The sequence below is a fragment of the Myroides odoratimimus genome, from assembly GCF_038039805.1.
Classification (GTDB): domain Bacteria; phylum Bacteroidota; class Bacteroidia; order Flavobacteriales; family Flavobacteriaceae; genus Flavobacterium; species Flavobacterium odoratimimum_B.
Map to the genome: position 1 here is coordinate 71,368 of NZ_JBBPHK010000010.1, position 13,046 is coordinate 84,413.

11 protein-coding genes are annotated in these 13,046 nt (G+C 34.6%); 5 read left to right on the forward strand and 6 right to left on the reverse strand.

Annotated features, from left to right (window positions below; translation table 11 throughout):
- Positions 1-8: 8 nt before the first annotated feature.
- The 6 genes from AABL85_RS09320 to AABL85_RS09345 form a co-directional block, all read right to left on the reverse strand.
- Positions 9-1,049 carry an endonuclease/exonuclease/phosphatase family protein gene (locus tag AABL85_RS09320; RefSeq protein ID WP_341309892.1) on the reverse strand — a complete coding sequence of 347 codons (1,041 nt, stop codon included), beginning with the start codon at positions 1,047-1,049 and terminating at the stop codon, positions 9-11.
- A 3-nt stretch (positions 1,050-1,052) separates the two neighbouring features.
- On the reverse strand, positions 1,053-1,907 hold the full coding sequence (locus tag AABL85_RS09325; RefSeq protein ID WP_341309893.1) for a rhomboid family intramembrane serine protease: 855 nt from the start codon (positions 1,905-1,907) through the stop codon (positions 1,053-1,055).
- The gene (locus AABL85_RS09330) at positions 1,907-2,656 is read right to left on the reverse strand and encodes a rhomboid family intramembrane serine protease (protein WP_286415657.1); all 750 of its coding nucleotides are present in this window, start codon (positions 2,654-2,656) and stop codon (positions 1,907-1,909) included. Before AABL85_RS09330 ends, AABL85_RS09325 begins: the two co-directional genes overlap by 1 nt.
- Entirely contained in the window at positions 2,656-4,941 is a 2,286-nt protein-coding gene (gene mutL / locus AABL85_RS09335) for a DNA mismatch repair endonuclease MutL (RefSeq protein WP_341309894.1), read from the reverse strand. The genes AABL85_RS09330 and mutL overlap by 1 nt, the downstream gene beginning before the upstream one ends.
- Positions 4,942-5,824: 883 nt before the next feature.
- Positions 5,825-6,316 carry a 6,7-dimethyl-8-ribityllumazine synthase gene (gene ribH / locus AABL85_RS09340; RefSeq protein ID WP_006260284.1) on the reverse strand — a complete coding sequence of 164 codons (492 nt, stop codon included), beginning with the start codon at positions 6,314-6,316 and terminating at the stop codon, positions 5,825-5,827.
- 2 nt (positions 6,317-6,318) lie between these two features.
- Positions 6,319-7,104, reverse strand: coding sequence for a YfgM family protein (locus tag AABL85_RS09345; protein WP_286415662.1), 786 nt, complete (start codon positions 7,102-7,104; stop codon positions 6,319-6,321).
- 134 nt (positions 7,105-7,238) lie between these two features.
- Here AABL85_RS09345 and recF point away from each other — a divergent pair, with 134 nt between their 5' ends.
- The 5 genes from recF to nirK all read left to right on the forward strand — a co-directional run bounded on the left by recF (position 7,239) and on the right by nirK (position 13,046).
- Entirely contained in the window at positions 7,239-8,333 is a 1,095-nt protein-coding gene (gene recF, locus AABL85_RS09350; RefSeq protein ID WP_286415663.1) for a DNA replication/repair protein RecF, read from the forward strand.
- Positions 8,334-8,354: 21 nt separating this feature from the next.
- Positions 8,355-9,368, forward strand: coding sequence for a UDP-N-acetylmuramate dehydrogenase (murB, locus tag AABL85_RS09355; protein WP_341309895.1), 1,014 nt, complete (start codon positions 8,355-8,357; stop codon positions 9,366-9,368).
- A gap of 232 nt (positions 9,369-9,600) precedes the next feature.
- Positions 9,601-10,707, forward strand: coding sequence for a glycosyltransferase (locus AABL85_RS09360; RefSeq protein ID WP_341309896.1), 1,107 nt, complete (start codon positions 9,601-9,603; stop codon positions 10,705-10,707).
- Positions 10,704-11,279 (forward strand): RNA polymerase sigma factor, encoded by a 576-nt coding sequence (locus AABL85_RS09365; protein WP_006262003.1) that lies wholly within the window; start codon positions 10,704-10,706, stop codon positions 11,277-11,279. The genes AABL85_RS09360 and AABL85_RS09365 overlap by 4 nt, the downstream gene beginning before the upstream one ends.
- 267 nt (positions 11,280-11,546) lie before the next feature.
- Positions 11,547-13,046 carry a copper-containing nitrite reductase gene (nirK, locus tag AABL85_RS09370; RefSeq protein ID WP_341309897.1) on the forward strand — a complete coding sequence of 500 codons (1,500 nt, stop codon included), beginning with the start codon at positions 11,547-11,549 and terminating at the stop codon, positions 13,044-13,046.

A 13,046-nucleotide genomic window follows, 5' to 3' on the forward strand; every position in this document is an offset into this window, starting at 1 on the left:
AGCTCTTTTTATTTATCTTCTTGGCTATCGACTTCCAACCTAGTAATTAACGGGAAGTGATCCGAATTTTTAAACTCTGGATAAGTCTTAAATGACTTTACATGAATACGAGGATCGACGAACACATAGTCGATACGCATTGGATAAGCGAAGTCATACGTCTTCCCAAATCCTGTTCCTCCTTCTACAAATGCATCATTTAGATTCCCTTTAATATTTCTATACACATATGAGAACGCACTATTATTCATATCTCCACAGATAATCTTAGGAATAGACACGTCATTCATATGAGACTGTACTAGCTCAGACTGCATTTGTTGTTCTTTAAACGCCTTGGCTATACGATTAACGATTAGCTTAGACTTAGCCTCATCTATACTCTCATGGATATCAGGACTAATACTGATAGACTGCAAGTGAATACTATACACTCTTATCGTATCTTGATCTTTTAGAATATCCGCAAAAATCACATTATTGTTAGAGCTAGGTAAGTTAATCTCCCCTTTGTCAATAATTCTAAACTTAGAATAGATAGCCTGTCCTGTTTTTATCTTATTACCATGTGAAGTAATGAACTTATAAGGATATTGACTGAACTTTATATTTGTATTCTTAGAGTATTCTTGAAAGCACAATACATCAGGATCATGTAGTTCTACGAACTCTTTTATCTTATCAGGGACATGCTCATCTGGTATCCAATTAAACAAGTTAAAAAGACGAACATTATAGCTCATTAGAGTGAACTCTTTTCCTCCTACCTCTTCATTTCTACCTGAGAACTTATAGAACTTATTAGCAAAAGTAATTCCAAGGACTAGAATTAAAGAAGACAGCCATATTTGCCTTTTTAATTGAATTAACCAATAGATAAAGAAAGCTAGATTAATAATCAAAAAGAAAGGTAATACTAACGTAAACACAGATAATAACGGAAATAACTTAGGTGCTAAAAAAGGCAAGAAATACCCTACTAATGACATAATCGCCATTAGTATATTGATACCAAATACAAACTTGTTAAACCAAGATAGGTTCTTCATATTTTACTCTTTTCCAGCTCTAAACAGAAAGTCTTTCTCCTCTTTGGTAAGGCTTTCATATCCAGATTTACTGATTTTATCTAATATTCTATCTATTTTATGTTGTCTATCATCCTTATTATCACTTACTGTTTTTTCTTGGCGATTCTTCTTATTGTTTACATAGACCTTCTTAAAACGAGTTCCTTGATTTCGTTTAAATAGATTACTTATTTTATCAAAGATAATGCTTAAATCGGTTCCTGCTTCTAACATTTTAATATAGATCAATCCCATTAGAGCACCTCCTAAATGAGCCAAATGCCCTCCTACATTACTTGTGTTCAACTGGATAATATCTAAAACGATAATAAAAGTAGCAATATGCCACATCTTCACATTTCCGATTAAAGCTAATCGCACCTGCATCATAGGGGCATGTACTGCCACCCCTACTAATGGTGCTATAGTAGCTGCCGAAGCGCCTACTAGTATAGATCCTGTCGATATAAACGTCCCTCCTAGCAAGAAGAGCACACCTCCTAATAAAGCCCCTAATAGATATAAGGTTAAGAACTGCTTGTCTGTAAAAAAAGTTGAAAATAACTTTCCTACAAAAAACAAGACAATCATATTAAAAAGAAGGTGAATCACCCCTGCATGTACGAATGAGTACGTCAACAACGTCCATGGTTTATACAATAGTGACATAGGATTGCTCCCAAGAGCTAACCATGATAATAAACTAGCGCTAAAGGAAGAAAAGAATACTTGCAACAACATAATGATTACTGAAATACCTACATTCCAGTAAATCAACTTTTGCACAATACCACCAGCTCTATACTGGTACTTCAAATCATCTAATAGCTTACTCATTATCTATCCCAACGGTTATTGTTAAACTGTGTCTTCTTATAATACATCATTAATAAATACCCCATCAATGCTCCCCCTATATGAGCGAAGTGAGCAATACCGCCACCGCCACCGAATAGACTGAAGCTACCTGCTACACCTCCGTATAAATCTATCAATAAAATACCAGGTACAAAATATTTAGCTTTAATAGGCACGGGAATAAACATCATCATTAATTCTGCATTAGGGAACATAAATGCAAAGGCTACTAACAACCCATACACAGCTCCTGAAGCTCCTACTACAGGCGTATTATATGCAGAGAGAAAATTATGTAACTGACCATCACCTAATATACCTCCCCATCTTAGATCGTATTTTCCTTCTTTTAATAACGCCATTACATCGCTAGCATTATACCCATTATCTGTAAGTGTAGACACAGCAGAGTGAACGCTAAAGTAATTCACTCCTGTATGTAATAGCGCTGCTCCAAATCCACATAGCAAGTAAAAAGTAAGAAACTTCTTACCTCCCCACATCATCTCTAACGTACTACCAAAAGAGAACAGAGCAAACATATTAAACAGAATATGCATTAAACTCCCATGCATAAACATATGAGTTAAAGGTTGCCATACATAGAATGATGGGCTTTCAAAATAATACATAGCAAATAATTCTTTGATAGCTGGTATAAACATACTAGCCCCAAAAAAGATTATATTCACTATAATTAAATGCTTTACGGTCTCTGATATTCTCATTATAATGCGAATTTTTTTTCTATATCTTCTACTTTCATAGTCACAAAAGTAGGTTTCATAAAAGGTGATACACTTGGTTCTTGACAAGCGAATAATGAGTTCACAATATTCTCTTGTTCTTCATCATTTAGCACAGTTCCTGTCTTCACAGATAAGCTATGTGCTAATGATTTGGCAATGCGGTCACTTTGTCCCATTGCCGTCTTAGGTACTCCATCTTGGAAATCACTAATCAAATCTTCTAATACGATAGAAGCCTCACTCTCTGATATATTTACAGGTAGTCCGGAGATAACCACATAATCTTGTGTCATGTGTTCAAATCCAAAACCAGTCTGTTGTAACATCGGATATAACTCCCTCAATATTTCTACCTCATAAGGAGAGTAATACAATGTCAATGGAAACAATAATTGCTGAGAAGAAGCGGTATGGTTCTGTATACTTTCCATAAACTTCTCGTACAGTATACGCTGATGTGCTCTTCCTTGATCGATGATTACCATTCCTGATTTTATCGGGCTTACAATGTACTTTCTATTAATCTGGAAGCGTTTCACTCCTGTGATTTCCTCCTGTTTATTTTCAAACAGATTACCTGTCACAAAATCACTCTCTAATTTTATGCCAGAAACATCTAAATCTTCTCCTGACGAACGAAGTCCTTCATAGAGATTCTCCCACCCTTCTATATTACTCTTAGAAGACAACGCTCCTTTAGCAAATGAAGATGATGAACTCTTCTTCACAGAAGGCTTATTAAACTTAGATTCTATAACATCAGACTCTCTATTTACTTTAGACCCTAATGTGATTTCTTCTTTATATTCATTCTCTATTGAGCTATTGCCTTTGCTCTCTAGCACTTCACCTAGAGCATCACTATCATCTAAAAAGCTATGATTACTTTTACTCTCTAACGTCTCACCTAAAGAAATATTTTCTTCTGTATTACTTTTACTTTCTAGTACATCTATAAAGCGGTTATTCTCTATATCATTACCCTTATTCGTCACCTTATCTCCAAAGGGATTCATGGATACGTACGTCTCGTTATTCTCCAGATCATCTATAAAGCGGTTATTCTCTATACTACTATCCGTAGCTCCGATAAACATAGCCGCATTATTATCAAATGGATTATATTCAAACTTATCAGACTCTGTAAGTAACTCTCTGTGAAAAGGATTAAAGTTTCTATCCACTTCTATAGTAGGAGTCGATGCTTCTTTTCCCTCAAAATCATACGGAGTATCTAGACTAGCATCTCTCTGAAAATCTAATACTGGCGCTACATTAAACTGTCCAAGACTATGCTTAATGATAGAACGAAGAATACTGTATAAAGCTTGTTCATCGTCAAACTTTACCTCTGTTTTTGTCGGATGTATATTTATATCTATACTATCCGGTGGTACATTAAAGTAAATGAAATAACTAGGATGTGTTCCCTCTTTTAAAAGTCCTTCATAGGCCGCCATAATAGCATGGTGTAAATAACCACTTTTAACAAAGCGATCATTCACAAAGAAGAATTGTTCTCCTCTACTCTTTTTAGCAAACTCAGGTTTCCCTACAAATCCTGTCACCTCTACGATCTCTGTATTCTCTTTAATAGGTACTAACTTTTCGTTTGTTCTTGTACCGAATACATTGACTATACGCTGACGAGCATTAGTAGGCAATAGGTTAAACACTTCACTCCCATTGTGAATTAAAGAAAAGTGTATATTGTGATGCACTAACACGATTCTCTCAAATTCGTCAATAATATTTCTAAACTCTACATTATCTGACTTTAAAAAATTGCGTCGTGCAGGTATATTAAAAAACAAATTCTTCACTGAAAATGAAGTCCCCGCAGGAGTAACAGCTACTTCCTGACTCACTAGTTTAGTCCCTTCTATGATGATATGGGTACCTAGCTCTGCCTCATGTGTACGAGTCTTTAACTCCACATGGGCAATAGCCGCGATAGAAGCCAAAGCCTCTCCTCTAAATCCTTTAGTACTTAGCGCAAATAAATCTTCTGCTTTGGAAATCTTAGAAGTAGCATGACGCTCGAATGACATACGTGCATCGACATCAGTCATACCCTTACCATTATCAATAACCTGTATTAAAGTTTTACCAGCTTCTTTTAGAATCAACTTAATCTCTGTAGCTCCAGCATCGACAGAGTTCTCTATCAATTCCTTAACCACAGACGAAGGGCGTTGTACTACTTCCCCTGCTGCTATCTGATTCGCTACGTGATCTGGTAGTAAACGAATAATATCTGACATCTATTTGCTCCTCTATTATTAATCTAATTGTTTAGATAAATTCCACTTAAAGGACAAATTTAAAGAATTAAAAATTCCTTTACTATTTCTGTATTGTAATTTATTTCTAAAATATAGAAGACACTTTCTGAATCATAGAATTAAACACTACACATCTCACCCTCTAATACCCTTTTAAAAAAAATCACCTAATAAATAACATCAGAAGATAAGTTCTAAAAACGATTACAATGATAACACATTCACTATCTTTATCATTCTACACATGCTAAGAATCTAACCTTAAACTGATGTAATTACCCCAACTCTACTATACCTTAGGTACTCATTCTTTATTATTCATTTTAAATTCATAGTTATAACATTCCTACCTTATCCTTAGAGGAGAATACTGTATGAATAAAAGGAGCATTCTTGGACTAACACGCTCTCTGCTTGACTAAATACGGAGTATTGTCCATCTATTGTCGAAGGGCTTTAATTGAATCCCCTATTTACAAGGGTTTAAAGCCCATATAAGTAAAATACAATTCTGACCAAAAACTAAATAACCAACTAAAAATCAGTCATTTAATTAAAAATCAAGACTAAAAAAAAGTGTATACTTTCTTTAATTTAAAGTCCAAAAACAAGGAAAACAGAGGATATTGAGTAAAAAAGAGGAAGAAGTTCTCCTTAAATCCCTAAAAATAGAATCAAAATACAGCTACTTATTAAAAAAACAAGAAGGATTATTTTAGAAAAGAAAAAATATAGAGGAAAGCAGTACTCGCTAAACAGTATTGAAAACATGACATTCCCTCTTCTTGAAAAACATAAAACAAAAAAAGAGGATTTCTATTTTTAGAAATCCTCTTTCTTATATACTATAAATAGATTGTGCTTACGCTTTTCTATTTAAATCTATCATTTTTAAAGCTGCAATAGCTGCTTCTGTACCTTTGTTTCCGTGTTCTCCACCACTACGAGCAATAGATTGTTCGATATGGTTATCTGTCAGTAGACAGAAGATCACAGGGATATCAGAGATTAAGTTAAGGTCTTTAATACCATGTGTCACTCCTTCGCATACGAAGTCAAAATGCATCGTCTCTCCCTTAATCACACACCCTACTACAATAACTGCATCTAAGGTCTCATCTACTTCTATCATTTTTTTTGCTCCGAAAATTAATTCAAAGCTACCTGGTACATTCCAGCGAACTATGTTTTCAGCTAATAGACCACAGTCTAATAAGGCTGCTTCTGCACCAGAATACAGTCCATTAGTGATTTGGTCATTCCACTCTGATACTACGATACCTACTCTAAAATCCTTCCCGTCAGGAAGTGTAGTTTTATCGTACTCAGATAAGTTTTTATTTGCTGTTGCCATACTTATTGTGCTAAACCTATCAAGGCATCTACTCCTCTGTATTCTACAGACCCTTGGTAGTTATTTTTAATCTCGTTGAAGTTCTTAAGCGCTTCATCTTTTTTACCTAATTCTAAAGCAACTAAACCTGCTTTATTTAAATATCTCGGTGTAGTAAAATCGTTCTTCTGTTTAGCAGCCGCTTTTTGATAATATTCTAAAGCTTGTTCTGGTTGCCCTAATTCAGAGAAAGCATCTCCAATAGCTCCTAAAGCTAATGGTGCTAATACTGCATCATTTCCTTTGAATTTCTCTAAATGCTCGATTGCTTTAGGGAAATCACCTTTATGTAAATATGCTGTACCTGCGTAGTAGTTTGCTAAATCTGCAGACTGTGTACCACCGTAATTTTCTATAATTCCTAAGAATCCTAGTTTACCTTCTCCACCATTAAGTGCTAAGTTAAATAAAGAGTCTTTAGCAGTACCATTCATTAAAGCATCGTTATAATAACTCTGTGCCTGAAACATTTCGTTCGCAGCGTCATCATTTTTTGGCTCAACAACAAATTTGTCATAACCAACATACCCCAAAGTAGCCAAAGCAACAGCACCTACGATACCAAAGATTACTTTTTGGTTGCGCACTACCCAGCTTTCCATTCTATTTGCTCCTTGATCTAAAGAGTTAAATACCTCAGCTGTCTTACTGTTAGATGAATCAATATTGTTATATTGTTCAAACTCATTATCTTCTTTTTCTTGTTCAGGTTTAGGGGCTTTATAACCTCTTTTATTATAAGTTGCCATTTATACAAAGTTTAATGAGTCGCAAAAATAGGATTTTTATTGTAATATAAAAGTGCTTTCTATCTATATTTTTGATAATTTGCACCAAAATTTGATAAAGCACTCTCTAAAACGTTAAAATAACTAGTAACCACGTGTATTTAAAAAAATTAAACATATTAAATTTCAAGAATATTAGCGATAATACTTTCTCTTTTGACCAGAAAATAAACTGTTTTATTGGGTTAAATGGAGTTGGTAAAACTAATATCTTAGACGCTATATATTATATGGCTTATGGGAAGAGTTACTTCAACCCTATAGCTGTGCAAAATATCAAACACAACGAAGATTTTTTTGTAATCGATGGTACATTCATTAGAGACGAAAAAGAAGAACACATCGTATGTAGCCTAAAAAAAGGACAGAAAAAAATCCTGAAGAGAAACAATAAAAATTACGAACGATTCTCTGATCACTTTGGTTTTATTCCCCTAGTGATTATCTCCCCTTCTGACAGCGACTTAATTACAGAAGGAAGTGAGACTAGACGTAAGTTTATCGATAGTGTGATCTCTCAGATGGACAGCAACTATCTACAGCTACTTATACAATACCAGAAGCTAATCAGCCAGCGTAATGCCCTTCTTAAGAGCTTCGCTCAAAATCACTATTTCGACGGAGAGACGTTGGCAGTCTATAACGAGCAGATCGCAGAATTGGCACACCCTATTCACGAAAAAAGAAGAGATTTCATCAAAGAATTCACTCCTATATTCTCTCACTATCACAGCTTGATCACGGAGAATAAAGATGATGTATCTCTAAAATATGAGACGCAGCTAGATGAGAAATCTATGTTAGATCTATTCGCAGAGAATCTAGCCAAAGATCGTATGCTACAGTACACTTCTGTCGGGATACATAAAGATGACTTGGCGTTCGAACTGACAGGACACCCTATTAAAAAATTTGGTTCACAAGGACAGCAAAAGTCATTCTTAATCGCACTAAAATTGGCTCAATTTGAGTTTTTAAAAACACAACGAGGCGTGGCTCCTATCCTCTTATTTGACGATATATTTGACAAATTAGACGAGAATAGAGTCCGCAAGATTTTAGAGTTAGTTAATTTAGATACCTTTGGTCAGCTCTTTATTTCGGACACACACGCTGATCGTACAGAAAGCTTACTAAATAGCGTAAACCAAGGTTACGAGATTTTTAAAATTCAACAAAACGAAGAATAAACTAATAATACCCCTAAGACAATGAATATTCACGAGAATGTATCGCTAAAACCATATAATACGTTTGGATTAGATGTAAAGGCTAAATATTTTATTGAAATAAAACAGATAAATGATCTAAAAGAAATAGTCAAAGCTAATAAAAGTGACAAACTGTTCATCTTAGGAGGAGGTAGTAATATGCTACTAACACAAGACATCAATAAGATCGTCATCAAGCTAGATCTAAAAGGAATCAATATCATCAATGAAGATGACGACCATGTATATGTAGAGGCTGAAGCTGGAGAGAATTGGCATGAGTTCGTCTTATGGTGTATCGAGCACAACTATGGAGGCATAGAGAACTTATCTCTTATACCAGGTAATGTAGGCACTACACCTATCCAGAACATTGGCGCTTATGGAGTAGAGATTAAAGATGTGCTATACAGCTGCAAGGCTCTTAACATGGAGACATTAGAAATAAGAGATTTCAAGAATGCTGAATGTGAGTTTGACTATAGAGAAAGTGTGTTTAAAAATGCACTAAAGAATCAATACATCATTCTATCTGCAACATATAAATTAACTAAACAAAATCACAATCTAAAGGTGGAATACGGCGCTATAAAAAGTCAATTAGAAGCTGATAATATTACCTCTCCTACTATCAGAAATATTAGTAATGCTGTGATCTCTATCAGACAGAGTAAGTTGCCTGATCCTAAAGAAATCGGTAATAGTGGTAGCTTCTTTAAAAATCCTATCGTAGACAGAGACACCTTTGAGAGACTATATAGAGTATATCCTAGCATGCCTCACTATATCATCAATGAACAAGAGGTAAAAATACCTGCAGGGTGGCTGATAGAGACTAGTGGCTTTAAGGGATACAGACTAGGTGATGCTGGTGTACATGAGAAACAAGCTCTAGTGCTAGTCAATTATGGAAAAGCAGAAGGTGAGCAAATCAAGAAATTAGCAGAAACTGTTCAACGAGAAGTTTTTAATCTATTTGGTATTTCTATTCATGCAGAAGTCAATATCTTTTAAAAAATATATTTAGCTTGTTTAAAATACCTGTATGTTTAAAGATATATACTACTTTTAAGTGAATTGATGTAGAATTTCTTTTGGATAAATATATCTATCTAAAAAAACACAATATAATGATAACCTAAAAAGTAGTATATTCAAAATATATAAACTATTTTTAAACAGGCATCTATATTCTTTTAACAGATTAATCGTACATTTGCAGACCTTACGGGAATAGATATTCACTATGCTAACACTTTTATTTTACATTTTCATTGCTGTTATAGTTATAGAAATATTACAGTATATTATCATCTATGGACCACTAGCTATGTCTAGTAGTCTACCGACTAAACGATACGCTGATCTAGAACCTATTTCTGTCATTGCTTATGTAAAAGATCAACAAGAGAAGTTAGAGAACTTCCTTTCTGTTCTTATACAACAAGATTATCCCGAATATGAAGTCATACTAGTCTATAGTGCATCTGATGACGAAAGCTTAGAAATATTAGAGAAATTCTGTTTGACTTATCCTAATACTAGATTAGTTAATGTAGAAAATATAGAGGCTTTCTGGGGCAATAAGAAGTATGCCTTGACTCTAGGTATGAAGGTAGCTAAGTATGAGCGCTTCATCTTTACAGAACCTGCAGTTACTCCTATATCTGATAAATGGTTACTAGCCATAAGCAAAGGATTCTCTTCTACTAAGAAAGTGATACTGGGACATACTAAAATCGAAAAAAAGAAAAGGTCTTTTATCAATCAATTGATCCGTTTCCAAAATACGTATAAGACGATAAACCTATTCTCATGGGTATCTTATGGTAGACCTATCCATGGAAATGCTTATAACCAAGGATATAATAAAGAGTTGTTCTTTAAGGTAAACGGCTTTATCGATCATATGAAGACTCCTTATGGTGATGAATATGCCTTCATCAATCAAATAGGGACAAGCAGTAATACAACGACTGCACATGACCGCGACAGCTTCGTATGCTTACAAGTGGAGAGCAAGACAGCTACATGGACAGATAATATAAAGAAGTATGACTTACTCCTTAGGACTTCATCTATCTTCAATCAGTTTAAGCTTAGATTCTTTAGTCTATGTCACCTTCTGTTCTTCGGATTATTTACTACACTGATCAGCTTTCTATTTAACTGGGAGATTGTACTAGGTCTATTTGTATTCCGTTATTTGATTATATACATTTATAACTACAAGTTATTTAAAGTATTTGATGATAAAGATTTGTTGTGGACACTGCCATTCTTAGAAATTATTCATATTTTTATCACTACGTATTACTCAATACTACATTTTATTACACGTAAAAAAATTTGAAAAACTTAGTTCAAGAAAATATCCTAGCAGCTCAAAAGGGAGATCAGATAGCATTTACCTTCTTGCTAAACCATTATTGGTCTGAAGTATATAACTTTATGCTAAAAAGAACAGCTAATGAAGTGGATGCTGAAGATATTACTATTGAAACTTTTTCGAAGGCGTTTACCAATATTAGTAAGTATGACCCTACTTACGCCTTTAATACTTGGCTGATTAGCATTGCTAAGAATGTGCATATCGATATGATCAGAAAGCGCAAAAATATGTCTTTCTTAGATATCAATGACGAGGAGAATCAACAGTATCACGATATCATAGATGATACGATGAACAAAGAGGATGAACTGATACAAGAACAAAATCTAGTGATCTTTAAAAGTTATATCAACTTACTTAAACCGCACTACCAAGAGGTAATAGATATGCGTTTCTTCCAAGAAATGTCTTATAACGAAATTGCCGAAGCCTTAAATGAGCCTTTAAACAATGTAAAGGTCAAGATCATGCGTGCTAAAAAACTATTAGCAGAAATCATTCTGAAACAAATAGATCAAAACTTCTCTATCTAGTCTTCACAAACTATAAAACCCTATAATTTGGTATTAAATATGACTTCTTATATTCACATATTGTGATGTCGCCTCAAAAGAATTCATATTATTTTTATTTATCTCCCTTTGTTTTACACACAAGATTAGCAACACACCCATATAACAACCAGTTATTTAGCTAAAATAATTAGAATCCTATAATTATTTCATAACGAGTAAAAAAAGTTCATTCAATTTTTAAAAACTGATATTTATCACAATAAAAGACAATAAGGTCTTTTATCTTTGGTATACAAAAATGAACAAAAGAACACAGTTATGAATACAAAGGTACAAACACTAAAAAGCAAACTTGGAGTACTGCTATTATCTCTAGGTTTACTAACAATCGGAGGCTGTCAACAGAAAGACAAAACTCCTACAAAGATGACTCCAGAGATGGCTGAACAAATAGTAGTCAAAGGAGAAGCTGAAGCTGAACTAACTGCACCTCCCCTAGTACCTAAACCTGTAGGCAAAAGGGATGCAACGAAACTAATTGTGAATCTAGAGATCTTAGAACAAGAAGGCGAAATGGTAGATGGGGTAAAATATATGTATTGGACCTTCGGTGGTACTGTACCAGGTAGCTTTATCCGTACCCGTGTAGGTGATGAAGTAGAGTTCACACTTAAAAATCACCCTGACAATAAACTTCCTCACAATATTGACCTTCACGCTGTGACAGGTCCTGGAGGTGGAGCTGCATCATCACTAGTAGCGCCTGGACATGAGGTAACGTTCTCTTTTAAAACACTACACCCAGGTCTATATGTATACCACTGTGCTACTGCTCCTGTAGGGATGCATATCGCTAATGGAATGTATGGTCTGATCTTAGTAGAGCCTGAAGGTGGACTACCTCCTGTAGACAAAGAATACTATGTGATGCAAGGGGACTTCTATACGAAAGGAAACTATGGAGAGAAAGGATTACAACCATTCGACATGAATAAAGCATTAAAAGAACAACCTGATTATGTAGTATTCAATGGGCATGTAAACGGATTAGTCAATGAAAATGCAATCACTGCTAAAGTAGGAGAAACAGTAAGGTTATACGTAGGTAATGGTGGACCAAACTTAGTGAGTTCTTTCCACGTAATCGGAGAGATTTTCGATAGAGTACATGTAGAAGGTGCTGATCTAATCAACGAAAACGTACAGACTACACTTATACCAGCAGGAGGTGCTGCAATAGTAGAATTTAAAGTAAATACACCTGGTACATTTGTATTAGTAGACCACTCTATCTTCAGAGCCTTTAATAAAGGAGCACTAGGAATGCTAAAAGTAGAAGGAGACGAAAACCAGAAAGTATTTGCAGGTAAGATAAAAGAAGGAATATACCTACCTGAAGGAGGTACTATACAAAATATGCCTAAAGAACCTGCTAAAAAAGAAGTAATAGAAAACAAAACTCTAGCGCAACAAATAGCAGATGGTAAGAGCGTATTTACTAGAACATGTTTTGCTTGTCACCAATCTGAAGGGCAAGGTATAGAGAAGATATTCCCTCCTCTAGCAAAATCTGATTACTTAAATGCAGATGTGAATAGAGCGATAAAAACAGTTATAAACGGACTACAAGGAGAGATTACAGTTAATAAAGTAAAATATAACTCTATCATGACGAGTCAGAACTTAAGTGACCAAGAGATTGCCGACGTATTGACTTATGTGTACAATAGTTGGGGAAATAATAAAACTGTAGTGAGCCCTCAAATGGTTCAAAAAAATAGATAA